General features: G+C 45.9%; 22 protein-coding genes. 4 read left to right on the plus strand and 18 right to left on the minus strand.

Annotation, left to right across the window (positions count from 1 at the left end; all coding sequences use genetic code 11):
- Window positions 1-28: 28 nt before the first annotated feature.
- The 11 genes from AC1DPK_RS03500 to AC1DPK_RS03550 all read right to left on the minus strand — a co-directional run bounded on the left by AC1DPK_RS03500 (window position 29) and on the right by AC1DPK_RS03550 (window position 9,676).
- Window positions 29-988, minus strand: coding sequence for an RluA family pseudouridine synthase (locus AC1DPK_RS03500; RefSeq protein WP_477509344.1), 960 nt, complete (start codon window positions 986-988; stop codon window positions 29-31).
- Window positions 985-1,557 (minus strand): cob(I)yrinic acid a,c-diamide adenosyltransferase, encoded by a 573-nt coding sequence (locus AC1DPK_RS03505; RefSeq protein WP_441908963.1) that lies wholly within the window; start codon window positions 1,555-1,557, stop codon window positions 985-987. The genes AC1DPK_RS03500 and AC1DPK_RS03505 overlap by 4 nt, the downstream gene beginning before the upstream one ends.
- A 93-nt stretch (window positions 1,558-1,650) precedes the next feature.
- A complete protein-coding gene (locus AC1DPK_RS03510; protein ID WP_076267878.1) occupies window positions 1,651-2,871 on the minus strand; it encodes an aminotransferase class I/II-fold pyridoxal phosphate-dependent enzyme in 1,221 nt (406 codons plus the stop codon).
- Between the two features lie 16 nt (window positions 2,872-2,887).
- On the minus strand, window positions 2,888-3,379 hold the full coding sequence (locus tag AC1DPK_RS03515; RefSeq protein WP_076267879.1) for an Lrp/AsnC family transcriptional regulator: 492 nt from the start codon (window positions 3,377-3,379) through the stop codon (window positions 2,888-2,890).
- A 198-nt stretch (window positions 3,380-3,577) separates the two neighbouring features.
- A complete protein-coding gene (locus tag AC1DPK_RS03520; RefSeq protein ID WP_477509345.1) occupies window positions 3,578-3,973 on the minus strand; it encodes a spore coat protein in 396 nt (131 codons plus the stop codon).
- A 36-nt stretch (window positions 3,974-4,009) separates the two neighbouring features.
- Window positions 4,010-4,234 (minus strand): hypothetical protein, encoded by a 225-nt coding sequence (locus tag AC1DPK_RS03525; RefSeq protein ID WP_339207707.1) that lies wholly within the window; start codon window positions 4,232-4,234, stop codon window positions 4,010-4,012.
- A gap of 88 nt (window positions 4,235-4,322) precedes the next feature.
- Window positions 4,323-5,498: a Ger(x)C family spore germination protein gene (locus tag AC1DPK_RS03530; RefSeq protein ID WP_477509346.1), complete on the minus strand. Its 1,176-nt coding sequence runs from the start codon at window positions 5,496-5,498 to the stop codon at window positions 4,323-4,325.
- Window positions 5,495-6,949, minus strand: a complete 1,455-nt coding sequence (locus AC1DPK_RS03535; protein WP_477509347.1) for a spore germination protein — start codon at window positions 6,947-6,949, stop codon at window positions 5,495-5,497. Before AC1DPK_RS03535 ends, AC1DPK_RS03530 begins: the two co-directional genes overlap by 4 nt.
- A complete protein-coding gene (locus AC1DPK_RS03540) occupies window positions 6,946-8,073 on the minus strand; it encodes a GerAB/ArcD/ProY family transporter (RefSeq protein WP_477509348.1) in 1,128 nt (375 codons plus the stop codon). The genes AC1DPK_RS03535 and AC1DPK_RS03540 overlap by 4 nt, the downstream gene beginning before the upstream one ends.
- Before the next feature lie 134 nt (window positions 8,074-8,207).
- Window positions 8,208-8,882 carry a DUF2642 domain-containing protein gene (locus AC1DPK_RS03545; RefSeq protein WP_441879009.1) on the minus strand — a complete coding sequence of 225 codons (675 nt, stop codon included), beginning with the start codon at window positions 8,880-8,882 and terminating at the stop codon, window positions 8,208-8,210.
- Between the two features lie 71 nt (window positions 8,883-8,953).
- Window positions 8,954-9,676: a DUF6897 domain-containing protein gene (locus AC1DPK_RS03550; protein WP_477509349.1), complete on the minus strand. Its 723-nt coding sequence runs from the start codon at window positions 9,674-9,676 to the stop codon at window positions 8,954-8,956.
- A gap of 422 nt (window positions 9,677-10,098) precedes the next feature.
- Between AC1DPK_RS03550 and AC1DPK_RS03555 the strand changes: the two genes are divergently transcribed.
- On the plus strand, window positions 10,099-11,169 hold the full coding sequence (locus AC1DPK_RS03555; protein ID WP_477509350.1) for a CotH kinase family protein: 1,071 nt from the start codon (window positions 10,099-10,101) through the stop codon (window positions 11,167-11,169).
- An 18-nt stretch (window positions 11,170-11,187) separates the two neighbouring features.
- Here the strand turns inward: AC1DPK_RS03555 and cysK are convergent, their stop codons facing one another.
- The 5 genes from cysK to AC1DPK_RS03580 form a co-directional block, all read right to left on the minus strand.
- Complete coding sequence (cysK, locus tag AC1DPK_RS03560) at window positions 11,188-12,105, minus strand: cysteine synthase A (protein WP_477509351.1); 918 nt, start codon at window positions 12,103-12,105, stop codon at window positions 11,188-11,190.
- Between the two features lie 19 nt (window positions 12,106-12,124).
- Entirely contained in the window at window positions 12,125-13,330 is a 1,206-nt protein-coding gene (locus AC1DPK_RS03565) for an MFS transporter (RefSeq protein ID WP_339207698.1), read from the minus strand.
- A gap of 127 nt (window positions 13,331-13,457) precedes the next feature.
- Entirely contained in the window at window positions 13,458-14,078 is a 621-nt protein-coding gene (locus AC1DPK_RS03570) for a hypothetical protein (RefSeq protein ID WP_144376747.1), read from the minus strand.
- Window positions 14,079-14,190: 112 nt separating this feature from the next.
- Window positions 14,191-14,613 carry a DUF350 domain-containing protein gene (locus AC1DPK_RS03575; protein WP_076267890.1) on the minus strand — a complete coding sequence of 141 codons (423 nt, stop codon included), beginning with the start codon at window positions 14,611-14,613 and terminating at the stop codon, window positions 14,191-14,193.
- 51 nt (window positions 14,614-14,664) lie between these two features.
- Window positions 14,665-17,034, minus strand: a complete 2,370-nt coding sequence (locus AC1DPK_RS03580) for an endonuclease MutS2 (RefSeq protein WP_339207696.1) — start codon at window positions 17,032-17,034, stop codon at window positions 14,665-14,667.
- Between the two features lie 255 nt (window positions 17,035-17,289).
- Here AC1DPK_RS03580 and AC1DPK_RS03585 point away from each other — a divergent pair, with 255 nt between their 5' ends.
- The 3 genes from AC1DPK_RS03585 to AC1DPK_RS03595 all read left to right on the plus strand — a co-directional run bounded on the left by AC1DPK_RS03585 (window position 17,290) and on the right by AC1DPK_RS03595 (window position 19,275).
- Window positions 17,290-17,649 carry a phage holin family protein gene (locus tag AC1DPK_RS03585; RefSeq protein WP_076267892.1) on the plus strand — a complete coding sequence of 120 codons (360 nt, stop codon included), beginning with the start codon at window positions 17,290-17,292 and terminating at the stop codon, window positions 17,647-17,649.
- A gap of 218 nt (window positions 17,650-17,867) precedes the next feature.
- Window positions 17,868-18,254, plus strand: coding sequence for a cytochrome C oxidase subunit II (locus tag AC1DPK_RS03590; protein ID WP_339207695.1), 387 nt, complete (start codon window positions 17,868-17,870; stop codon window positions 18,252-18,254).
- Window positions 18,255-18,594: 340 nt separating this feature from the next.
- On the plus strand, window positions 18,595-19,275 hold the full coding sequence (locus tag AC1DPK_RS03595) for an SDR family NAD(P)-dependent oxidoreductase (protein WP_339207694.1): 681 nt from the start codon (window positions 18,595-18,597) through the stop codon (window positions 19,273-19,275).
- 80 nt (window positions 19,276-19,355) lie between these two features.
- On the opposite strand, the gene AC1DPK_RS03600 is transcribed toward AC1DPK_RS03595, so the two are convergent.
- Window positions 19,356-22,610 (minus strand): hypothetical protein, encoded by a 3,255-nt coding sequence (locus AC1DPK_RS03600; protein WP_477509352.1) that lies wholly within the window; start codon window positions 22,608-22,610, stop codon window positions 19,356-19,358.
- Window positions 22,611-22,852: 242 nt separating this feature from the next.
- Window positions 22,853-25,294: a phenylalanine--tRNA ligase subunit beta gene (pheT, locus tag AC1DPK_RS03605; protein WP_441879021.1), complete on the minus strand. Its 2,442-nt coding sequence runs from the start codon at window positions 25,292-25,294 to the stop codon at window positions 22,853-22,855.
- Window positions 25,295-25,296: the final 2 nt, after the last annotated feature.

Consider the following 25,296-nt stretch of genomic DNA (forward strand, 5'->3'; position numbering starts at 1 on the left):
CCTCCAGCATTGGGCTGACTAGTCCCATTTATTTTGATAGACTCCGTTCTAATCGTTCAAGCTCAGGCGGCAAATCCGCACGCCATCCCATCCATTTTTTTGTAATTGGATGGGTAAAGCCCAGTATCTCGGCATGGAGTGCTTGACGACCGACTGCGTCCTCCCACTCTTCCTCCACACCTTGCTGAGTACCATACATTTTATCTCCGATAAGCGGGCAGCCGATATGCTTCATATGAACGCGAATTTGATGCGTCCGTCCCGTTTCGAGCTTTAAGCGCACTGCCGCTGCGGCAGGCTTGTCCGAAGTAGATTCATAATGTGCAATCGTCTCATAGTGCGTAATAGACGGATAACCCTCTGGCGTGACGATGCGAACATGCGGCTGGTCTGGGTCACGGTCAATCGGCGCATCAACCACTCCCGCAGCTGGCTCAGGGCAGCCATAAACATAAGCACGGTACAGCTTTAAAATACCGTTTGCCTGCATTTGCTCCGAAAGCTGTTGATGTACATATGAGGTTTTTGCAATAGCAACAAGTCCGGATGTTTCTTCATCAAGGCGGTGGACGGGACGGAAACGCACCTTCTCTCCCGCCTCTTGCCAATGGTAGACGATACCATTAGCAAGCGTCCCCGTGTAATGTCCATGGGTCGGATGGACGATCATACCGGCTGGTTTATTTACGATAAGCAGATCCTCATCCTCGAATACGATCTGTACCGGAATAGGTTGCGGCAAAATATCTCCGGAAATTTCCCTCTCCATGCGTACGCGAATGATATCGCCCGCTGCAACGGGAGCTGTTGTATAGGCACGAATCTCGTTAACAGTCAGTCCATGCTCCGTTTGCTTTACTTGCGAGAGCAGCTTGCGTGATACGCCCAGTTGACGCTCCAGCACCCGCCGGACGGTCATTCCATGCTCTGCCTCACTAACCGCAGCCACCAACGGCCGATAATATAATAATTCAAGTCTATCCATCATTTTTTAGGCTTCCGAAATACTTCTGCGCTGCGTACATATTCCGTATCTGATACGCCAAGCTTCGCATTTGCAACTCTAGCAGCGGCGAAGAAAAAATCGGACAATCGATTCAAATACGTTTGTACATCGGCATTAATCGGATGCTCCGCTGCAAGCGTTACAACGCGGCGCTCTGCCCGACGGCATACCGTTCGGCATACATGCAGAACTGCAGAAACAGAGCTTCCTCCCGGCAAAATAAACCTCGTGATTTCCGGCGCCTCTGCTGTATATTGGTCAATCCATTCTTCCAGACGTTTAGACGGCTCTGCTGATATTTTTAGAGGCGCGCCTTCAACGGCGTAAGCAAGATCTGAGCCGCAGTCAAACAATTCCTGCTGAATATCAACGAGCCAAGCTGCCATTTCTGCCAGCTCTTCGTGTTTGGCAGCTTCCGCCGCTGCCTGCCCTACAAAACAATTCAATTCGTCAATGGTACCATATGCCTCAACACGAACATCATCCTTGCGCACGCGGCCGCCAATTAAAGATGTCTGACCGCTATCGCCCGTTCTTGTGTATAGTTTCATCGGCCTTGCCTCCTTTTTTCATCCATTACTCTCTATTCATGCAAACAGCAGGTCGGATAAGCTCCTGACCTGCTGTTTATTAAAGGCGCTAAATTAGCCTTCTTGCTTCAAGCGATGTACAAAGCCGCCTATTCGATCAAGCGCTTCAGTCAGATTCGTGACAGAAGTTGCATAGGAGCAGCGAAGATGGCCTTCGCCTCCGAGACCGAATACATCTCCCGGAACAGCTGCAACATTCGCTTCGTCGAGCAGACGCTGCGCAAACTCCTCACTTGATAAGCCAGTCGATACGATCGATGGGAATGCATAAAATGCACCCTGCGGCTCATGGCAATCGAGTCCGATTTCCCTGAATCCTTTTACGACAAGACGCCGGCGCTGATTATAAGCCTCCACCATGCGGTCCTTCTCTTCTAAGCCATGTTGAAGTGCTTCAAGTGCTGCATACTGTGCCATAATCGGCGCGCACATCACTGTATACTGATGAATTTTTAACATAGCTGCAATAAGATCAGGATGGCCGCAAGCATAACCCATCCGCCAGCCTGTCATCGCGAAAGCTTTCGAGAAGCCGCTCACAAGAATGGTACGATCCTTCATCCCTGGCATTGCAGCAAAGCTTACATGCTTCGAGCCATAAGTAAGCTCCGCATAAATCTCATCGGAAATAACAATAAGATCATTCTCTTCCACTAGCTTTGCAATAGGCAGCCAGTCCTCATAGGTCATAGTGCCGCCAGTAGGGTTGCTTGGATAACATAAAATAAGTACTTTTGATTTTGGCGTTATAACGGCTTGAAGCGACTCAGCCTTCAGCTTAAATTCATCCTTGGCAAACGTTTCAATACCGACAGGTTTTCCTCCGGTAAGCGCGGTTATTGGTGAATAGGAAATATAACATGGCTCAGGAATCAAAATTTCATCGCCAGGCGCAATAAACGCACGAAGTGCAAGATCGATGGCTTCACTGCCGCCAACGGTTACTAATATTTCGTCCGCAGGGTTGTAAGGCACGGCAAATTGATCGTTTAAGTACTGCCCGATTGCTTCCCGCAGCTCTGGCATTCCCGCATTTGACGTGTATTGCGTTTTCCCCATTTCAAGCGCATATACAGCAGCTTCCCGAACATGCCATGGCGTCACAAAGTCGGGTTCCCCTACTCCTAATGTAATAACATCCTTGCGCGTACTGACCAAATCAAAAAACCGACGGATTCCCGACGGTTTGATGCCCCGAACGAGCGGTGACAAATAATCAGCCATCGATTGACGCTGCAAAGGTGTGGAGGGTTGTTTCTCTTCATCTTTAATCATTGCCATCACCCTTTTTTCACGGCGAAACCATCAACCGATGATCACCTTCATGCTCCTCGAAGATAATGCCGTCTTGTTTGTATTTTTTCAAAATAAAAAATGTTTTTGTCGATAATACTGCGTCAATAGGCGATAGTTTATTCGATACAAAAGAGGCGACCTCTTTCAACGTTTTTCCTTCAACCTCAACGAGCAAATCGTATGCTCCCGACATCAGGTAGACGGATTTTACTTCTGGATATAAATAAATGCGCTCAGCGATTCCTTCGAAACCGCGACCGCGTTCTGGTGTAATTTGTACCTCAATAAGTGCAGTTACCTTCTGGTCGTCAATCTTGCTCCAGTTTACGACTGTCGCATACTTCACGATAATATGGTCTTTCTCTAGCTCGGCGATGGCTTGCTTTACTTCCTCGGTTGTTACGGCTAACATGGTTGCGATCAAATCTGCATCTCTGCGCGCATCCTCCTGAAGCAGTTCAAGCACTTTCAACTGTAATTCGGTCATTGTATAACTCCTTCCAGTACAACTGCAATTATAAAGAATATTTTACAACGTTTTTGTTTCTCGCGCAATCAAAGCATAAAAGGCTGAAGCCTTTATTTTGGCGGCTTCAGCACTTCTCGCGGAGAAATATTAGCATGATATGTAAAAGCTGCTTCTGCTTGCTATTCCTTATAAAAAGGAAAGACCCCAAAGGGGTCTTTACATGTAATGCGTTTGTGAGCCTTGTTGATATTGGCCGGACTGCTGCATTTGCGGCGTATACATTGTTTGGTTTTGCTGTTGCCCAAGGTTTTGCTGTAAAAACTGGCTCGTTTTTTGTTTGGTTTGCTGATATTGCTTAGCCTGCTTGTCCAGCTCCTGACGCAGCGCAGGCGAGGATGTATTGTACATATTCGCTTGCTGCATCGCCGTAAACAGCTGGCCTTGCAGTGCCAACGTGCTGTCTGTCAATTTCGTAAACAGCTGGCGAATATCAGGACAAATAGACTCTGTTGCTGCTGTTGCATATTCACGAACAACTCTTTTCAAATCGCTAAGGATCGTGCCTGCCAAATCTTCCTCAGTCAATATCGATTGCTTTTGTTGTTGCTGCATTATGATTGACCTCCTAATCTTCTTTTAAAATCCTTCTTATTGTTGAGGCTGTGTTGGAGCCATTTGCTGATGGTGCGAAATCGCATGCAGCAAAGAATCATAGTGCTGCTGATGGGTTTGAATCATTTGTGAGCATAAATTTCTAAGCGCTGGTGTAGTACCGGTAGCAACAAGCGTTGCACATTGCTTAATTAATAAATCCTCGTTGGACATAGAGTCTGCAATGTACTCCAGCTCTTTTGCCGTCATTGGCTGCATCATTTAATCATCCTCCTCTAAACTTGGTCCAAAATTACGATTTGATCCATTTATTTCGTGCCAAACGTATTATGAGCTAAATTTCCTTTATTTATGTGTCAATATTTAAATCGAAATTGCCGGTGTGAATTAATTGGAAATCCACCTCTATAATTAACTGATCGGGCTTTGGCAGCCACTCCTTACTTTTGCATGCTTGCTGCCAATAAGCTTGATGGTAACGGTACAGATGATGCTCCAGTTGAAAGAAACTAACTTTCTTCTCGAGCCCCTTGCGGAACGTATCCTCCATCTCCTGCTTAATCCGCGCTTTAACTGACGAAACAATTTCATGTTCCTGTATAACGCCATCCATTTCTGCGACATTCCCGTCTACTCGCATCTTTAATGTGAAAATGGGCTTGTCACCTTTAAAACTCACATCCACACTCCCTCTGGATGAAACGACAGCGATTGCTGCTTTCCCTTTTTCCCCTTGCGCTTTGAGCAGAAAATGCTTGAATTCAGGATCTGCCCATCTTAGCCCTGTGGCTTCAGGCTCCGTAAGATAACCGAGATATTTAAGATCTTTAAATATAAATATCCCTTCTATTAACTGGATTTGCAGCGGTTGTTTCTTTCTTTTCCAGTATTCTTCATTTGCATTCAAAGCAGGGAGAGTAGTGACCATGGAGGGTTCATTCAGCGTCTGTACCGCCAGCTGCAAGGAATAAGGACGAATGAAGCTTCTCTGGCTGTCGAGAGGGCCCGGCATATACATAATGCTGTTAAGCGGTGATTGATCAAAAAAAGTATCGCTAGTAAAAATTTTTTCAATCGGAGCTTTGGTTCCGAAAAGCAGCGACGTATACCGCGATGCCCGCTGACGATTCACCCCGTCCATGATGTCAGCGATTTTGCTCATCGCTCTCTCCTGTACGATCACGGTTTTTAAATGCTCCAAGCTCAAAATCGTTTGGCCAGAGCGAGCCAAGTCATTTAGAGCTAGCAATACGGTATCTCCCGACCCTTTTCCGATCCAAACCGGATTTGGATCAGGCTGAAGCGATTCTGTTTTTGCAATTAGGCCAAATTTAATCGTTTGGGCATAAATATCGTATTGTCCGTCCTTATAGTCGATGCCAAATGCGGATATATAGCTCACATCCGCCAAGTTAACTTCATCCCAGCAGCCTTGCAGCAGCAACGACATAAACACGATGCCTGCCAGTGCCGCACACTTTCTAAGCTGTGTTCCCTGCTTTGTAATCCATGCAAAGAGCATCATTTATTCCTCCTCGTACTCTTAAGCTTCCATGGCATTTGTATAAGCGCTGGCAGCAGCTCTTTTAAGCGCATAGGTGCAACCGGGTATAAGTAAGAGCGTCCAAATGATTCTAACGTGCACAAATAGATAAGTACCGCAAAGGAGCCGACAAAAAAACCGAAAATGCCCAGCACAGATGAGCAGATAAGGACAAGGTAACGGATGATGCTTACGGAGCCGCTTAATGACTGATTCACGAGAGTAAAGGTTGATACCGCCGTTACCGCGGCCATTACGAGCATCGTTGGCGATGTCATGCCCGCACGGATGGCTGCATCTCCAACGATCAATCCGCCTACAACAGAAACGGTTTGGCCTACTGCCCTTGGAAGTCTTACACCGGCTTCCCTGAACAGCTCGAACATGGTCAGCATCAGAAACATTTCCATCGTTGCCGACAGCGGCAATCCGATTCGCGACATCGTAACGGTTGCTAGCAGCGTAAATGGAATCTGATCCGTGTTGAATGCTGACAGCGCTATCCAAAAACCTGGCAAACAAATAGCTAATACGAGTCCTACGAGCCTTAACAAACGTTCTAATGAAACATAATAAAAGGGTAAATGTGCGTCCTCTGGTGATTTGATGAGCAGCAATAAGTTTCCTGGAGCAATAAGTGCAGATGGCGACCCATGGAGCAATATTGCTACCTTGCCTTGCAGCAAGGATTGAACGACATAATCAGGCCGTCCTACAAATTCAACGAGTGGAAATAAAGATAAGCGGCGGTCGGATAAAAGCTCCTCCAGTTGACTTCCTCCTACTAGAGCCGGAATATCGATATTGTCCAGTCTCCTTCTAGCTTCTTTAACAAGCTTGGGATCGGCCTTGCCCTCCATATGAAGCAAAGCGACCTCCGTTAAGGACTCGGAGCCGATTTTTCGATACTCTACATGCATATCTGGTGTTTTTAGCCTCATGCGGACTAATGCAACATTCGTTGAAAGCTGTTCGACGAACCCGTCGCGCGGTCCTCGAATCGATACTTCAAGCACCGACTCCTCTGGTGTCCTTCCAGGCTGATTAGCGATGTCAAATTCAAACAATCCTTCGAATTTAGCAAAGGACAATATGACACTGCCTGCAAATAGGCGGGCAAATACGTTGCTGTCAAGATCCCCAGACTGAATTTTACTAAATAACATGCTGGGCTTATGTTTTTCACCTGTATCTGCGTCTGGCACCGTTCTGAATTGCTCCGCCCATTTCTCCAATAACGGCAATAAGCCTAGCTGCAATTGTTGGTTGTCGATTAATCCATCGCAATAAATCAATGTCACTTCCATTGGACCGTCAACGTCGAGTGTCAGATTATATTCAATAACATCATGACAATCCTTCAATATGTGTTTTAACTGATCCAACGAAATATCGTTTTGATCGATCTCACTATTATGCTCGTCATGAATCATAACTGCTCTGCCTCCTCCGAGCCGATAATGGCTGTTCTTTTTTTATCACCCTGTTTTTTTCTAAACATAGACACGATCCAAATTACGATCGTTAAGAGCATGACGACAATGCCGGTGTACTGAAATGCAGCATGTAATGCCGTCCTTACCTGAAGCATATTTTTGATGCCAGCGCCCGAGATGACCAAAATGATCACGCCGAGCACAGTAGGTGATATCCACTTCTGTTTTAAACGGCGCAGCGGCCAAAATTCTGACAAAATGTGAATGGATATCGATAGACGAATAAGTGCGCCTGACATCCACTGAAAAATTGCAAAAAAATCAACATGCTCAAAATATTTCCCGATGGAGACCAGTCTCCATTGCGAAAAAGCAGGGTACCGCATTTTATCAGCTTCAACAGGGCCGAATTCTACAATCGCGCCCATTACCGGACCAAGTGTCAGCAGCGATAAGAACAAAACAAGCACGATGAAATGCCATCTTTTAAATTTTCCATGGATATGATGCTGGATGAACATGAACCCAAAAAACTCGCAAGACGAAGTCAACACATAATAAATGCCTTTCATGACCGGGCTCATCCCATTCTCGAGCATAGGCAGCAAATAGTGATAATCCTTGTGAGGCATGTTCGCAGACATGACAAAATCGCCTAACAGTACAACGATCGGCAATAATATACAGCTAACATAAGCAATGGTCCGCAGCCCTGAGACTGATGCAAACATACAAAGACCTAAAAAAACAGTACAAACCACCATGGAGGGCGTATTGGGCAAATAGGTTGTCGCAGTCCACGAAGCTGTAATAATAAGTGATTCAAAAGCAATACTCAGCTGTACCAGCAGAAAAATACTAATAATTATCCAAGCCAAAAACCGCGGCATAAGCTGTATGAGCCATTGATCAAACGGAGTTCCATCCATTCGCTTTAATATTCCATAAAAAGGAAACAAAACCCAAGGAAGGACGATTACAAGGCCAAAAATAACAGAAATCCATGCATCGCGCTTAGCAGCATCAAGCAGCAGCGGTACAACCAGAACATGATTTACAAGTCCAACAGACAAAACCATCATTAACATAGAGGGTAAAATCCCAAATGGTTTCACTTTCATAATCTTGTCACTTCCTTCCAAAGATAATGTTTCCAGATCTATGTATCTAAATGCATCCTGTCAATCTTTTATTTAAAGAGAACAAAAAAAACTATGCTTAAGCCGTCTACTGGCTAAGAGCATAGTCTTCTTTCCTACGGAATATGAACCGTCTTCACATGATCAAAATGTAAAAAAACGGGGTTTCCACTTACAGTCGCAAGCTCAATCATGCTTTGATCGACATTTTTCAGAACGCCGATTTTATTTGAATTCTCGCCGAGATCAAGCACGACGAATTCGCCGATTAATTTACGAAGCTGTTGATCAAAAGTTCTTGCAAGGGTTAGCGGGGATGGCTTTAGAGGGAATTGTTCCGGTGTTAACGTGTATGGTGTTACGTTAGGACTGTACGGAATTAAATATTTCATATGGTGGAGAGAGATGATCACCGTATGATAAACGGGAGAATAGAAGACGAAAAAATCATTCATAACGGTGGTCAAATAACCATGAATAGACTGATTACCTGTAATATAAATCTCAGAGAACATACCTTTCGCATTCATTAATATTTTTCGGTACGAGACGGGCTCATTATAAGGCTCGAAAGGCATTTCCGGTACTTCATATATTTCTTCTGCTTCTTCTTTACGAGTTGAAAGACGAAGCTGCTGCAGATGAATAAGCGGGATATACAAAAATTGTGTTCCATTATGCAGCACTAATATATCCTGACCAAACTCGATCAATTTACCTCGTATAGGCGCTACTTTCCCTGAAATCTCCAATTCGACCTGCTTATCCAACAGCGGATGACGGTTTTTCATGCAATTAACCTCCTTTCATCCGGATAGATCGCGTAATCGGGCAAAAGCTCTACCTTTTGCCCGACAGGCCATTATGATTTTTTTACTGAACTGCGAGTTGTTTTTACGGCAGCCGCATTTGCATTGCTTTTTCCACCGCTGCGATTGCCTTGTGTTTTGTTTTTATTGTTGTTTTTGCTGTCGCTTTTGTTTTCGTTTTTGCTGTTGCTTTTGTTTTCGTTTTTGCTGTTATTGTTGTTTTTGTTATTGTTGTTTCCGCCAGATTTGTTGCTTCCCGCTGCTTTAATTGATTTGATGTGGAAGTTCTGGATTTGCATAGCTTCTTTACCGGAAACGAGCAGGATTGAGTTGCTGCCTGCTTGAGCAATGAAACCTTCAACTTTCTCAGGTCCGCCGGAATTAAGCTGTACAAAGGTTTGATTCATTGCACGAATAACACCATTGAAATTGTTTGCACGAATAACTTCTGTGCTGCGACTTCCGCTTCTGTTGCCAGATCCACTTTTGTTGCCTCCGCTTGAATTGCTGGCACCTCCCTCAGTAACACTCTTAACATGGCTGTCTGCGATATAAACGACACCTTCATTTGTGTTTAAAACAAGATAGTCGCTTTTTACAGAGTGGAGCTTGCCTTGAAGTGAGTCCGGTCCGCCGCGATTAACTTTTACGTTTTTTCCTACCAAGCTTTGAAGAAAGTTATGATCCTTGTTTCCACTCTTGTTGCTTTTGTGGCTATTGTTATAACTAGCAACAGATTGACCAGCTGAATAACCATTGTTATACCATAGACTCATAAAAAAATCCCTCCGATAATTTCATAGTTTGTTGTTCTAAGACTGTCTTCAAATACGCCCTTACGACCTATTCACTTCCCATTCATTACTCTGTTGCTTTGCATCCTCCTTTTCCCATTCACTCCATCTATCATGAGTTACGAAATGTAATATATTAATATGTATACCGTATGGAAGTGGTACTAGATTGCTATCTATTTATGAGAGATTGAGCAATTCCCCTATAAATAATAGAGTAGTATAATTATAGATTTTGAACTCTACTGGTTCAGATATGGAAGCTTTCCATTGTGATCATTAGGATTGAAAACATTCATGACCAAATAATCGTGACCATCTGGGCATTAGCTGAATAGAGTATTAAGATCAAAACGCCTATCGTGTAACGGTAGGCTTTATCTTTTGCTTCGGGAGATGGTTAGATGGTTGCTGAAGTCTTGCCGACACGTTCCATACGCATGAATGCTTCTGATTTCCAAGAGATACAAAGCGATGCTTGGGGGCGTTCCTTCAAACCGGCACAGCTCGAGATGGAGGGACAAACCTATACTGCAGAGTTTGGCTTGCGGGGAGGACATACACGTAATTATTCCAAAAAATCTTATGAAGTTCGGCTTGAAAATGGCAAAACATTTCATTGGAATGCGGAATATGACGATCCATCCATGATGCGGAACRCACTTTCCTTTTACTTTTTCAATAAAATTGGTGTGCCATCCCCTCAAACCAACCACTTCTGGCTCATAATAAATGACGTGCCTCGAGGCGTTTATTTGGAAATCGAAGCGGTAGATCAACTTTTTTTCGAAAAAAGGGGCATTGGCTGCCGTTCTCTTCTCTATGCCGTCAATGACAGTGCCGACTTCAGCTTAACGGACCCTGTCTCTAAAGGTACGAAAGCTTCGTTATTTGATGGTTATGAATTGAAGCTGGGAAAGACGGGGACAAAAAAGAGGCTCGTATCGTTCGTTCGAAATATCAATCGTTTGTCTGGCAGTAAACTGAATGAGCATAATGCCAAACGCCTTGATGTATCACAATATTTATTATGGCTTGCCGGAGCTGTATTGACTGGAAATTACGATGGATTTGATCAAAACTATGCGCTTTATGAGCATAGCAAAAGTGGGAAATATCGAATCATTCCATGGGATTACGAGGGAACCTGGGGAAGAAACTGTTACGGAAAGCCTTGCGGCAGCGATCTCGTCCGTCTTCAGGGCTACAATACGCTGACAGAGAAGCTATTTACATTCCCATCGTGCAGACGAAAATATAGAGCGATCATAAAGAAACTGCTGTTATCCGCATTTACTGTGGAGAAGCTGGAACCCGTCATTTCGCAGATGCATGCACAGTTATCTCCGGCTATTCGCAGCGATTATACGCGAAAGGCGAGCTATGACACCTTTTTAGCAGAACCAGCCTTTATTCATAACTATATTGATGAAAGACGCAATATATTGCAGCAATCATTACGGGAATGGTTATAAACCACTCCCGTATGCTGATCAAAAAATATCCATGCTCATATACCGCTCTCCAGTATCTGGAGCAATGCACAGCACTCGCTTCCCAGCACCAAGACGTTTTGCAATTTGCATCGCTGCCCATACCGAAGCGCCTGAGGAAGGTCCTAGCAGCAAACCCTCTTGCGTCGCTAACGCTCTCATTGTCGTTAGAGCATGCTCATCTGAAACTTGAATGATTTCATCATAAATCGATGTATTAAGAATAGCGGGCACGAAACCAGGACTAGTACCGACAAGCTTATGCGGACCTGGCTTTCCTCCTGACAACACCGGTGACCCTTGCGGCTCTACTACCGCTACATACAAATGAGGGAGCACTTCCTTTAGCGCTTCACCTGTTCCTGTGATCGTGCCGCCTGTACCTGCGGTAGCAACGAAAGCGTCTAGCTTGCCATCTGTTTGCTCGATAATTTCTATCGCAGTCGTCATTCGGTGAATCCGCGGATTCGCATGATTCTCGAATTGATTCGGTATGTAGCTGCCCGGGCGCTCAGCCCGAAGCTCCTCCGCTTTTCGAATTGCTCCCGGCATGCGTTCAGCAGCAGGCGTAAGCACAACTTCCGCTCCGTATGCTTGCAGCAGTTTAATCCGCTCAGCAGTCATGTTGTCCGGCATAACTAATATTATGTTGTAACCTCTAGCTGCTGCGTTCATGGCTAGGCCTATGCCTGTATTGCCGCTAGTTGGTTCAATAATGGTATCACCAGGCTTAATCAAACCGCGCTTCTCGGCATCATTAATAAGAGAGAAGGCTGCGCGATCCTTTACGCTGCCGCTTGGGTTGAAGCGTTCCAGCTTAACGCATACTTCGGCGCTGCCTTCCTCTGGAAGACGGTTTAGCCTTACGACAGGCGTATTCCCAATTAATTGCGTAATGTCTGCAACTACTTTCGGCATTCCTTCACTTCCTTTCTATTTAGGTTTGTGCTTGCTGCTCTGTAAGAAACGGCTTCATGAACCACCAACCAGCAATCGGCACGATGCCAACCGCAAACAAGAGCCAAGTAATGGCGACAGCAGAATGATTCAGCGGCAAAACGATTAAATATGACGATAAGCCGATAATCCTGCCAAAAACTAATCCCGCTTCACGAAGGACGATAAATTCCTCTCGTTCCCGCGCACTTTCCTCGGACTGGCCAATGAGGTCAAATACTCTTGAGGTCATAGGTATAATATAAAGCGGCATAAACAGTGATGTTCCGATTCCGAACATAAGCAATGTAGCATAAGAGACCTTCCAGAACAGCGGCAATATAACGATTCCAATCATGATAACGCCTATGAGCATCGCCCATTTGCGATTGTTTTTTTTGAGCTTTTTGCCAACAATCCAGAAGCTGATTAAAGCAACTAAGGATGTAATGAGTGAATACGTTCCTAGCTTGCTTTCGTTTTGCGTAGCTACGTATACCGTAAGGCCAACAAGAAACATAAATACGCCTTCTCGCACGCCCTGCGCTGCAATAGCTGGAAACATGCGACGCCACGGATTTCCTTTTTGCATCAGCTGCTGGAAGCCATGCTTCCAATTATAGCGGCCTTGACCATGGCGTTTTTTAAGCCAAAAGCTGAGCACTACACTTATAGAAAATATGATTAATGAAAGGGTGAAAATAAGCCTATATCCCTTTTCTCCTTGCATCGACGTGATAAGCAAGCCTGATACCCACGGCGCCACGATACCTGCCGCAGAACCAAGCAGCCCCGACCAGCCATTGAAACGATCCCGATTATCTGGATCTGTCACTTCGAAATAAACTACATTAAATGCGACCCAAAAAAAACCGAGTGCCATCCCATTTAAAAGGCCAAGCGGCAAATAATATACTTTCGCTTGTGTACCCAGCAGCAGTACTGAACAATAAAACACGCCTGACAAAATAATGCCTATGCGCAAACTATTCATTTTGTTATGCTCTTTTACCCATTTCCCAACAACCCAAAAGGTTAAACCACTCATTACATATTGACCCATAGTGAACCAACCGATCAACATATAAGATTGGCTTGCTTTCCATAAGTATACGGGAACAAACGTCCCAGACAGCGCGTTCGCAATACCGTAAAGCGCCTGCACAATAAGTAAAAGGGCTGCTTGTCCATTTAAGGTTTTTGCCAAAACGATTCCTCCTGCCGCAGGCCAGTTCATGCATTCACATGTCTAGCCCTTTACGTATCAGAATTACGTTTTGTAAGATTCCCTTTTTGGATGCAGCCCATGCCCGTCCATTATTGCCAGTTGTTTGTTATTCTTCCGGTGTTAGACGATTGATCATTTGCTCGCGGTCGCCTGAACTCAGCAAGGACGAGGTTTGATAGCAAACGGGACAAACGTACAAGGTCAATTGAAAAGGAGTTTCGAGCACCGCTTTTCCTAAAGATGGAGCGATTCTAGACTCGAATTGCTGCCCATCAATTGTCTGTACGCCTGCTTCGATCATATACGCCCGACATGCCGGGCATTCAGGTACTTCATCCTGATCATCAAGCACACGCTGAACCGTTTCTTCCACAGCAAATCGTGCACTGTCAGCATTGCGGAAACCATCACCCTGAGCTAGCCAACGTTTATGGTTCGGATCATCGGAATCGTCTTCTTCCGCTTCTTCCTCCAGTTCATCGTCTGACCAATCGTCTTCAGGTTCCTCGCCATTTTGCTTTGCTGCTCTGCGAGCATCATTGATTTTTAGCGCCTGAACAGCTTTTTCATGCTCATCAGCTTCCACTTCATCCTCATCATAACCAAGCTCTATCGTACGATATGCGCTTAATTCATTGTCGCAATGCGGACAATGCGATTCCGGCCCAATTTCTTCATCCCATACAATTTCCGTTAAACACCAAGGACATATCAAATGCTCATCCATGCTCATAACTTCCCCTCTAATGATTCATTAAATATACGATACCGAAAACAAAAAACAAAACAGCGACAACCGCTAGTATTCTCCATAAATATTTCATATGGTTTCACCCCGTTTATATAATGACAGTTGCACCAATCACGTAAGATAAAGATACAGAAATGATCATTGCAATAAGCCCTACCGCACGGTTATCACGAGCGATTTCGTCATCGATTCGAAAAACAGGCGTTAGAAATTCGAATAAAAAATATGCTGCCATAAGTATGACGAAACCGAACGCACCCCAAATAAGGCTTTGATACACCGAATCGTTGGACTCGATGGAAAACCTGAAAATATTACAAATACCGAATATTTTACCGCTTGTCGCCATAGCAACAGCAACGTTTCCCTTTTTTATCTCCGTCCAGCATTTATATTTGGTTACGAGCTCAAAGCACGATAAAAAAACGATGAGAGACAGCACCGCAACCGATACATAAACAAGTGAAGCAGCATACGGATTGCTCAGCAACTGATCGACTTCATTACTCATTTACAAGACCCCTCCATCATCTGCCGTATTCGATTGCGCAATGGCTAGGAGCTATTTAAGCTCCACAACCGTCACGCCAACGCCGCCCTCGCCATAATTGCCGAGTCGAAAGCTCTTCGCATGGCTGTGTCTACGCAAATATTGCTGTATTCCAGTACGAAGCACACCAGTGCCTTTACCATGAATAATAGCAACCTGAGCTAAGCCTGATAAAAAGGCCTCATCAAGAAAACGGTCAACCTCAAGGATTGCTTCTTCCAGATTTTCTCCGCGAAGATCGAGCTCCATCTTAATATTTTCTTCTCTGGTGCGCTGCAAGCTGGCTGCTTGCTTCGGCTGTTGTGTCTTACTAGCGGCAGCTCCAGAGCTTCGCAGCTCCAAATCATCCAGCGCAACCTTCATCTTCATAATGCCCAGCTGCACTGTAGCATCGGAACCATGAATTTCCACAACCGTGCCCTTCTGATTTAAGCTATAAACGGTTACTTCGTCGCCAGCTTCAATCTTAACCTGCTTCGTTGCTGTCTTGGAAGCTCCCCGCTTCGATTTCTGAAGCTCGGGAGCCGCTTCATCAAGCTTGCGGCGTGCCTCAATGAGCTTATGCTCCTTGACGGAGGCACCCTCCTCCATTGCAAGCTTGCGCAAATCCGCAATAATTTGTTCTGCCTCGCGTTTGGCTTTGAGGACAGCCTCGCGAGCCTCATCTTGCGCCTTCTGCATCAGCTTTTCTTTCTGCTCTTCAAAGCGCAAACTCTCTGCCTCATGGCGCGCGCGCAGCGTCTCCATCTCACGGCGGAGCGACTCTGCCGTTTGACGTTCCGTTTCAGCGCCTAACCGGTTCTCTTCAAGGGAGGCGATCATATTTTCAACCCGTTGATCCTCTTCGCTTACTTCTCCTCTTGCATGCTCAATAATCGAACGAGCAAGTCCTAAACGCTCGGCGATAGCAAATGCATTGCTTCGGCCAGGAACACCAACAAGCAGACGGTACGTAGGGCTTAAAGTAGCAACATCAAACTCCATGCTGGCGTTAATGACTCCCTTGCGATTATAAGCATAAGCTTTCAGCTCGCTGTAGTGCGTAGTTGCTACAATACGGCTTTCCATAGCATGAACATGCTCCAATATGGCAATCGCAAGCGCCGAGCCTTCAGCTGGATCTGTTCCTGCACCAAGCTCATCAAGCAGCACTAAGCTCTTTGATGTCATGGAGCCTAAAATGCGAATGATGTTTTTGAGATGGCTGGAAAACGTACTGAGGCTTTGTTCAATGCTCTGCTCATCACCAATATCGGCGTAGATAGCATCAAATACACAAAGCTGGCTGCCATCCTCAGCAGGTACAAACAATCCTGACATGGCCATAAGGCTAAGCAGTCCGATGGTTTTCAAGGAAACCGTTTTACCGCCTGTATTCGGTCCCGTTACAATGATGGAAGTGTATTGATTGCCAAGCTCCACATCGAGTGGAACAACCTGCTCAGGTGCAATTAGCGGATGGCGTCCACGTTTTATTTTCAGAAAACCTCGGTCATTCATCCGCGGCTGTGTAGCCTTCATGAGATGAGCAAGCCGAGCCTTTGCAAAAGCAAAATCGATTTGACCAAGCAAATCCAAGTTATAAATAAGATCTTCTACATAATCGGATGCCAAAGCAGTTAGCTTCTGCAAAATTTTCTCAATTTCCCGCAGCTCGCCTGCCTTTAGCTCTCGAAGCTTATTGTTCATTGCAACTATGGCTTCCGGTTCGATAAACAACGTTGCGCCAGAACCAGACTGATCGTGCACGATTCCGCCAAAGTGAGAACGGTATTCCTGTTTCACTGGAATAACATATCTATCGTTGCGAAGTGTTACGATGGCGTCCTGCAGCATTTTTTGAACGGACGAGGAACGGACCATTTGATCCATTTTCTCACGAATCCGTGATTCGCCATTTCTAAGCTCGCGCCGGATAGAGGCCAGTTCAGCACTAGCACTGTCCATCACTTCCGCTTGGTCATCGATGCAATCAAAAATCGCATCCTCAAGCGACTTATGCTCACTTATTTGATCTGCAATATGGTGCAGCATTGGAATGGGATTATCTTCATGCAAAACGCTGATATGCCGTTTTACACGTCTACCGCCCCGTGCGGTATTCGCAATATCCAGAAGCTCAGCCGGATTAAGGGTACCGCCTATACGGGCACGGTGAAGCGGCGCYGATATGTCCACAATTCCCCCAAATGGCGCACTGCCTTTAAGACGATCAGCTGTGTAGGCCTCGTCGGTAATTTGCAAAATCTGCTTTACCGATTCCAGATCCGAAACCGGCTGCAGCGACTCAGCAATGGTTTTCCCAAGCGATGTTGCTGCATGCTGAGACAATCTATGTATGATTTTAGGATATTCAAGTGTCTTCAAAATTTTAGTGTCCAACAATTAACACTCCTCTCGCCTTCCTATTATAGCCGAATCACGACTTTGATGCACGAACTGAACCGTTGTTTCATACATAAATGATGCTCAATTGGTCACAATATAAACGAACGAGCCGTCTAACGACGCAACTTTAGCAATACTGTACGGAAGGAAATAACAAAGAACTGCGAACGTGGGCGACTATAAGCTACACAAGTACCAAAACAGCTCCAGTTTTGTTTTCCATTTGTTAAACTTAAGGAGGGTTATAAAATGTCTTTTTTGGGACATGTCGTCCGGTTTATCGTAGCCGCGCTGGTATTAATGCTTGTTGGGTTTATCGTTCCACAATTTAGCGTAGGCGGATTTTGGAGCGCCTTTTTCTTAGCGCTTGTCATTGCTGCACTAGGCTGGGTAATTGAAGGCATATTCGGCAAGCGGGTTACACCCTTTGGCCGAGGAATCGTCGGCTTCATCGCAAGCGCAGCTGTTATCTGGATTGCTCAGTTTATCGTAGGCGGCGTAACTGTAACCTTGCTTGGCGCCATCTTAGCTGCTCTTGTTATCGGGATCATCGACCTGTTCATTCCGGTCAGCACTCCCTATGAAGCAGGCAGACGCGATCGCGATTAATGCAGGCTTTATGTGAGACCAGCCCTTGATTGCCTTAATGGCGGTCAAGGGCTGATTGCTGCGTACTGCCAAATTTTCGCGTTTCCCCTAATCATTTCACAAGAAATTCATGAGTTTGTCATCACACCGTCACTGCAATTGAAAGCTAGTTAAGGTACAATAGATACAATCCAAAACATTCCTATTACATTGGATAATCGAAAGGGGACGCTTTACGAATGAAAAAATGGTTATTATTTGCAAGCGCAATGTGTTTAGTCGTTGTCATTGCTGCATGCGGCACAAACACAGCCAAACCCGAAAATAAAGAAACAAATACAACAGTAGCAGATAGCGGAGCTTCTTCATCTGACCTTGTCATGACAGCATCTAACTGGAAATTTGACAAAAAGGAATATAAAATCAAAGCCGGCGAGACGGTTAATCTCAAGCTTGATTCGGTTGACGGCATTCATGGCGTTCAGATCCAAAAAACCGACTACAAGCTTTCAAATGGCGACACGATCGCTGTAAACATTAGTGAGCCAGGAAGTTATCAAATGATTTGTTCCGTTCCATGCGGAGCAGGGCATAGAGAAATGAAAGCTGTTTTAGTCGTAGAATAAACGTTTCTGAAAATAAATAAAACTTAAAAACAGCCGAGCTGGATGGAATGAATCTGCTCTGCTGTTTTTTTGTTGTTTCCTGTTCTATTTTACTCTGAGAAGAGAGGCTAAAGCAGGATAAACTTCCGTTATATTTATTTTTTACCTAAGCAGTGAGCATTTGGGGGATCATATCATTTTTTTCTCTATTCACGCAGCCAAACTACATATATTTTTCTTTTATCGCATATATCATTTTTATTTAACAATCGAGTAAGAAAATTTGATGACCTTCCTCTTTCCCCTCCTTGTCCCCTCTGATAAAATATTAACAATATGCAAAGCGAAAGGAGAAATGGTGATGGGAATTTTACAAAATCGAGTCGCCATTGTTAGTGGAGCTGGTACGGGGCTTGGACGTGCAGCTTCAATCTCGTTTGCAGCAGAAGGCGCAGATGTTGTGCTGCTTGGGAGAAGACTTGCGAAGCTTGAGGAAACTGCTTCGATTGTAAAGGCAAAGACGGGAAAAGATGCATTAGTGCTGCAAACAGATGTCTCCGATGAGCAGCAAGTCCAAGACACCATTTCAGCAGTCGTCCAGCAATTTGGGCATATCGATATTATTTTGAACAATGCTGCTGTTCTTGAATCAGGTAGTGTGCTCGAACTAACCTCAGAAGAATGGCAAAATCAAATTGCGATCAATCTGACAGGACCATTTCTGCTGACTAAGGCTGTTTTACCAACTATGCGCAGAGCAAAATATGGACGAATTATTAATATTACCTCCGGCCTGTCATGGAACGGCGCAGGCGGCTATGCAGCATATAGCGCAGCCAAGGCAGGATTAGAGTCGTTGACACGCACCTTAGCCGATGAGGAGTATGAGCATGGTATTCTTGCAAACCTCTATAATCCCGGCATGCTTCGTACAGAAATGCACGCGACCGGCAAAGATCCTGCAATCGTTACACCGGACTTGATTCGTCTAGCAAGCTTGTCCGCCGGCGGTCCAACTGGCACAATCGTATCTTATGGTTAATCTCTAAAAAGAAACCGCAGAAACAAACGTCGGCAATAGCCTTTGTTTGTTTCTGCGGTTTCTTGGTTCTTATCGCTGGATCAGCTGTGCTCGATGAGCTCGATCCATTCGTTGTATTCGGTTTGCAGCTTCGAATATTCATTTTTCAGCTTATGATGCTGCTCCTGCAGATCAGCGTGATCCTCAGCTAGCCTCTCTGCAGAACGAGCTGCTTCATCGCGTTCATAGACAAGTGACTCAAGTGCGCTTGCCGCCTCATCACGCTCACTGGCTAATCGCGCAGCCTGACGAGCTGCTTCATCTCTTTCTGTTGCAAGCTTAGACGTATGCTCGCTCAGCTCTTCCTTCAAATCGGATGCGGCAGCTGCTTCCTGCATTGCTCGCTCTAGCCGCTCTCTCAGCTCCTCTTCCGCTGATTCACGCGACTTCTTCTCAAGCTCATACTGCTTCACCTCAGCAGCCACCTGTTCCGCATATTGCTGCTGTGCCTGCAATCGCTCACTGAGCTCACGTTCACGGGCAGAAGCCGCTTCTAGCTGCTGAGCTGCAATGCGCTCTCGAGCTGCTGTCCATTCCAACTGCTCCGTTAGCTCTTGTTCTCTAATTTGCAGTTTCTCCAAATTAGCCTTATAGACCTGTTCTCCGTTTGCCGCAGAAGCCGCAATTTGCTCAATTTTGTCCAGCTGCGCTTGCAGCTTCTGGGTCGCAGTCTCGTAATCGTGCTGCTGAAGCAGCAGCAGCTCCTCTTGATCCGCAGATAGCTGCTTCAATTGCTCGTCATGCTCTGCTGCCAGTTGCTGCAAGCGAGCTTCACGTTCATTCACTATCTGCTTGCGAACCTCATCCTGCTTGGCAGCAAGCTCATTATAGCGCTCTTCATACTGGTCAACGAGCTGCTCCGCAATAGCGGCCTGCTCGATAGCCGCTGCTTTGGACTTGGCTTCAAAATCATTTGTCAGCTGCTTCTGAGCATCTTCAAATTGAATCGCTTGCTCAAGCAGCTTCTCTTCGTATTTCTGAACGAGTTCATTCTGCCTAGCTTCATACTCGGCTGCCTTTTGCTTTGCCTGCTCATTATAATCATGAGCCAGCTGCTTATTTTGCTCCTCGTACTGCACAGCCTGCTCTAGCAGCTGTTCTTCATGAAGCGAAGCCATTGTTCTATTATTTGCTTCATGCTCAGCTGCTTTTTGCTTGCTCCGCTCCTCGTATTCAAGGACAAGCTGTTTACTTTGCTCCTCATATAGCAGTGCCTGCTCTAGAAGCTGCTCTTCATGTTGCTCTGCTTGCTGCTGCAGCTGCTCTTCATATTGTCTAGCAAGCTTCTTATTCAGTTCCTCATGGCTTGCTGCGAGCTCCTTGTACCTAGCATCCTTCTCTTCTGCCAACTGCTCATAGCGTTCATTGCTTTCTGCGGTCATTTGCTTAAACAGCTCGTCATTGTCGGCTTCGACTATTCGCAGCTGTCCTTCATGCTCCTCGCGCAGCGTCCTAGCAAGCTCACGCTTCTCATCCTCAAGCTTTTGCAGTTTCTGCTCATGCTCTTCTTCCAGCAATTCCTTCTGATTTTCAAGCTCAATCCGAAGCAGGTTGTTATGCTCTTCTGTCTGCTTCTGACTCATCAATTCTTGCTCTTCCAGCTCAAGCTGCAGCTTTAATAACTCCTCTTCAAGCTCAAGCTGCTTCTGTTCCTGCTGCTGCTCACGTTCCGCTGCTTCTTTCAATCGCGTTTGCAAATCTGTTGCCCGCTTATCCGCAGCGGAAACATGACTGCGTTCATGAACAAGCTTCTGTTCCAGCTCTTGGATTTGTGCTATGGACTGGCTGCTCTGTTCCTGCAACTCCTCGATCTTGCTGCGTGTTTCATTCAGCTCGCTTTGCAGCAGCTCCCATTCGTTTTCTTTTTCACGGAGCTCCTGTTCCAGCTGAGCATATGATGTGCGGAAGGATTCCTCCTGCTCCATTGCCTGAACGAGCTGCTCATCTGCTGAATTTATACGATTTTCAAATAATTCCTTGTCCTTCTTCCAGCCTTCTTGAAGCTCAGCAATTTGGGTTTGCAGCTTGCCTCGCTCCTCCAGCCAGCCGTTTCTACGCCRCTCAAGATCAGCACGAAAAGCTTGTTCCGCTTTAACGGCTTCTGCCTTCCAAGCCTGCTCACGCTCTTCACTCTGGCGGGCAATTTCTAGCTGCGAGGTTTCTGCATGGGCTAACCAGCTGAGTTCTCGCTCATCCCATTTACTCTGCCAGCTTCCTTCAAGCTCAGTCAGCTGCGCCTCTTTCTCTGCCTTTAATGCTGTAAGCAGTGTTTCTTGCTCCGAGGCTAAAGCATTTAATTGGGCTTCTTTTTCTTGTCTAAGTGAAGCCAGTTCATCTGCCTTCACTTGTTCAAGCTCCAATCGCAGTTCTTCCTTCTCCAGCTCCAATTCAAGCTGCTGATTTTCCTTGGACAATCGCAATTCAGCCAGTTCTGCATCCTTTTGTTTTCTCAGCATGGCAAACTCTGCTTGCTCTGCTTCCTTCTGACTTGCAAGCTCTGCCAGCTCTAATTCCTTCTGATTTGCAAGTTCTGCAAGCTCTAATTCCCTCAGACTTGCAAGTTCTGCAAGTTCTGTTTCCTTCAGACTTGCAAGCTCTGCCAGTTCTAATTCCTTCTGACTTGCAAGCTCTGCAAGTTCTGTTTCCTTCAGATTTGCAAGTTCTGCAAGCTCAGCAGCCTTCTTGCTGCTAAGCTCTTCTATTTTCGTTTCCATCACACGCTTTAATTCATTCAGCTCTGAATCCTTCCGAGCTTGGAGCTGTGCAAATTGCTCATCCTTTTTCGTTCTGAGCGCTGTAATCCGTTCCACATTTTCTTGTGTAAGACGGATGATCGTCTCCTCTTGCACCTTCATTGCCTCGGCTGCTGCCGCTTGCTGAGCTGAAGCTTGCTCTGCGGCAAGCGCCAGCATTTCGTTCAGCTCTGCTTCTGCCGCCGCTTTAGCCTTTTGCAATTGCTCGCTTGCCATACGCTTCGTCTCAGCAAGCTCAGCTTTAAGCGAGACCGCTTGCTCGCTCATTTGCTCCAGCTCTCTGATCAGGAGATTAAGCTTCGCTTCTTCCTCCAGGAGTCTTGTATTGTCGCGGCGCAATCGAAATACTTCCTCTGTTATTTGCACAGCAGAGAGGACAGCCAGCTTCGGCATATCAAGACGCGGATACCCCTTCGCCAGCTTCTTCATGCTCTCGTCAATCGCCGCTGCAACCCTTTTCATATATTCTACGTTGGTATGGCCCTTTAACTTATATTGAATTCCATATATATCAACCGTAACTACCGTTTGTTCAGCATCCATTAAGGCGAATCCTCCTAATATACAAGTAGAGCTAGCTTAAACGGCTGACATCATCCTTCAGGGGCATACGTTGTTTACGTTCTCAACCGTTGCCGTCCAGAGAGGAACTGCTTTCGTTTCTCTAGCAAATATAAATACATGACCGTTATGAAAAAACCAATCATTCCTTATATTTACAAGGAAAAAAGCCGCATCAATAGCTCACTAGGAACTATTTCGATGCGGCTTTGAAGGTTTCCTGCCTACTTGCGTAATTCTGCTGCAAAAGATTGTTCTAATTGTAAAACAACCTTGCCATGCAGCTCTGTTACCTCTTCATCCGTCAATGTACGCTCGCCATGACGGTAAACAAGCGATATAGCCACGCTCTTCTTGCCAGCTCCCAGCTTCTCTCCTGTATATACGTCAAAGACGCGTACAGACTCAAGCAGTTCGCTTGCAATGTCCCATGCCACGCCAGTTAGCTTGGCAGCAGCAACCTCTTGATCCACGACTACTGCAATATCACGCTGCATAGCCGGGTAGCGGGGCAATACTTTATATTCGATTGCCGCATCTGCTTGCTCATAGATGAGGTCAAGTCCAATTTCCAGCACGTACGTATCAGCTAGATCCTCCTCAAGTTGAAGAGCAGGGTGCAGTTGGCCAACATAACCAATTACTTCATTGCCTTTAGGCGTGTGAAGAAGAACAGCAGCCGTTCTTCCTGGATGGAAATGCTCAGGCTGTGCCGCTTCGAATGATACGCTGGCTGTTAAGCCAAGTACGGCAAATACCGTTTCCAAAATGCCCTTTGCATCATAGAAATCAACTTGAGCCGCTTTTGTATTCCACTCCGCTTCTGAACGATTGCCAGTCAGAAGAGCTGCAAAACGATGCTTCTCATGAGGCAGGCGAGTCAATTGCTCTTCATCGGTATGGAATACGCTGCCGATCTCAAAGATCGCTGCGGATTCATTTTTGCGATTGCGGTTATAAGCCGCAGTCTCCAAAAGCTGTGCGATAAGCGTCGTACGAAGTACACTGCGATCCTCGCTCATAGGCATGGCTAGGCGAATTGGATTCGTATGCTCCGCCAGTGCAGGGAATAACTTCGTCCGCTCAGGTCCCGTGAAGGAATAGCTGACAACCTCATGCAAACCTGCATCTGACAGGCGCTTGCGCAGCTCGCGGCGAATAGCTTGCGGCTTCGTTAGCGAACCTGGCACAACATCGCCGTGAATAAGCGTAGTAGGAATTTCATCATAGCCGTGCAAACGAGCTACTTCCTCGATTAGATCTACTGCACGCGTAATGTCACCACGGCGTGTAGGAACATTTACAGTAAATACATTGTCGCCTGACAGCTCATATTCAAAGTGCAAACGACCAAATATCGTCTGAACTTCAAGTCTGGACAACTCTGTACCCAGATAGCCATTAATTTTATCCAATGAAACGGACACTTTGGCTGGTTTCACTTCACCTGCATGCACTTCTACAATACCTTCAGCAACTAAACCTTCAGCAAGCTCTGCGATAAGGGAAGCAGCACGATCGAGCGCAGGAATAACTCTCGCCGGATCTACTTCTTTCTCAAAGCGAATGCTTGATTCCGAGCGAAGTCCTAGTTGACGTGACGTTTTGCGCACGGTGCCGCCATCAAATTTTGCTGATTCTAGCAAAATGTTGACCGTTTCGCCTGTAACTTCGGTGCTTGCTCCACCCATTACGCCTGCAAGGGCAATTGGCTGCTCGCCATCAGTAATAACGAGCATATGCGGCTCTAGCTTGCGCTCTTGATCATCCAAGGTAACAAGCGTTTCGCCAGCTTTTGCAAGGCGAACATCAATGCGGCCGCCAGGCAAACGATCTGCATCAAAAGCATGAAGTGGTTGGCCGTATTCAAGCATAACAAAGTTTGTAACGTCAACAACGTTGTTGATTGGACGAACGCCGGCAGCGATCAATCGGTTTTGCAGCCACAATGGGGACTCACCGATTTTTACGCCTTTAATATAACGAGCCGAATAATGTGAGCAATGCTCAGGTGCACTAATGCTGACCGTTGCAAGGCTATCCGCACGTACGGTTGTATGATTTATAACAGCCTTTGGCAGACGAACTTCACGGCCAGTTAAAGCTCCAATCTCATAAGCAACGCCAATCATGCTGAGGCAGTCTGAACGGTTTGGCGTCAAATCAAGCTCGAGCACCTCATCGTTAATGCCAAGCACATCGCCAATTGGCGCACCGATCTTCGTTGTAGCTGGAAGAACAAGAATGCCTTCCTGCTGTTCTTTTGGCAGAAGCTTTTCATTCAAGCCAAGCTCCTTCGCCGAGCAAATCATCCCTTGGGATTCAACGCCGCGAAGCTTTGCACGCTTAATTTTGAAATCGCCAGGCAGTACAGCACCGATTACCGCAACCGGAACAAGCTGGCCTGCATCGACATTTTTGGCTCCGCAAACGATTTGCAGCTCTTCGCCAGTGCCAACGTCAACCTTACACACGTTCAGCTTATCCGCATCCGGGTGCTTTTCCTTCGATTTCACATAACCAACTACGACGCCGGTCACGCCTTTATTGCGGGATTCCACAACGTCGATTTCAATGCCGCCGCGCGTCATTTTCTCCGCAAGCTCCTGTCCTGTGAAGCCGGACAAATCGATATATTCATTTAACCATTTATAGGATACATTCATCT

The sequence above is a fragment of the Paenibacillus sp. 01T424 genome, assembly GCF_056398745.1.

Excerpts from the sequence above, each read along its gene's own strand:
- AC1DPK_RS03500 (WP_477509344.1), bottom strand. The coding sequence starts at position 988 with ATGATGGATAGACTTGAATTATTATATTATCGGCCGTTGGTGGCTGCG.
- AC1DPK_RS03505 (WP_441908963.1), bottom strand. The coding sequence starts at position 1,557 with ATGAAACTATACACAAGAACGGGCGATAGCGGTCAGACATCTTTAATT.
- AC1DPK_RS03510 (WP_076267878.1), bottom strand. The coding sequence starts at position 2,871 with ATGATTAAAGATGAAGAGAAACAACCCTCCACACCTTTGCAGCGTCAA.
- AC1DPK_RS03515 (WP_076267879.1), bottom strand. The coding sequence starts at position 3,379 with ATGACCGAATTACAGTTGAAAGTGCTTGAACTGCTTCAGGAGGATGCG.
- AC1DPK_RS03520 (WP_477509345.1), bottom strand. The coding sequence starts at position 3,973 with ATGCAGCAACAACAAAAGCAATCGATATTGACTGAGGAAGATTTGGCA.
- AC1DPK_RS03525 (WP_339207707.1), bottom strand. The coding sequence starts at position 4,234 with ATGATGCAGCCAATGACGGCAAAAGAGCTGGAGTACATTGCAGACTCT.
- AC1DPK_RS03530 (WP_477509346.1), bottom strand. The coding sequence starts at position 5,498 with ATGATGCTCTTTGCATGGATTACAAAGCAGGGAACACAGCTTAGAAAG.
- AC1DPK_RS03535 (WP_477509347.1), bottom strand. The coding sequence starts at position 6,949 with ATGATTCATGACGAGCATAATAGTGAGATCGATCAAAACGATATTTCG.
- AC1DPK_RS03540 (WP_477509348.1), bottom strand. The coding sequence starts at position 8,073 with ATGAAAGTGAAACCATTTGGGATTTTACCCTCTATGTTAATGATGGTT.
- AC1DPK_RS03545 (WP_441879009.1), bottom strand. The coding sequence starts at position 8,882 with ATGAAAAACCGTCATCCGCTGTTGGATAAGCAGGTCGAATTGGAGATT.
- AC1DPK_RS03550 (WP_477509349.1), bottom strand. The coding sequence starts at position 9,676 with ATGAGTCTATGGTATAACAATGGTTATTCAGCTGGTCAATCTGTTGCT.
- cysK (WP_477509351.1), bottom strand. The coding sequence starts at position 12,105 with ATGCCGAAAGTAGTTGCAGACATTACGCAATTAATTGGGAATACGCCT.
- AC1DPK_RS03570 (WP_144376747.1), bottom strand. The coding sequence starts at position 14,078 with ATGGATGAGCATTTGATATGTCCTTGGTGTTTAACGGAAATTGTATGG.
- AC1DPK_RS03575 (WP_076267890.1), bottom strand. The coding sequence starts at position 14,613 with ATGAGTAATGAAGTCGATCAGTTGCTGAGCAATCCGTATGCTGCTTCA.
- AC1DPK_RS03585 (WP_076267892.1), top strand. The coding sequence starts at position 17,290 with ATGTCTTTTTTGGGACATGTCGTCCGGTTTATCGTAGCCGCGCTGGTA.
- AC1DPK_RS03590 (WP_339207695.1), top strand. The coding sequence starts at position 17,868 with ATGAAAAAATGGTTATTATTTGCAAGCGCAATGTGTTTAGTCGTTGTC.
- AC1DPK_RS03595 (WP_339207694.1), top strand. The coding sequence starts at position 18,595 with ATGGGAATTTTACAAAATCGAGTCGCCATTGTTAGTGGAGCTGGTACG.
- pheT (WP_441879021.1), bottom strand. The coding sequence starts at position 25,294 with ATGAATGTATCCTATAAATGGTTAAATGAATATATCGATTTGTCCGGC.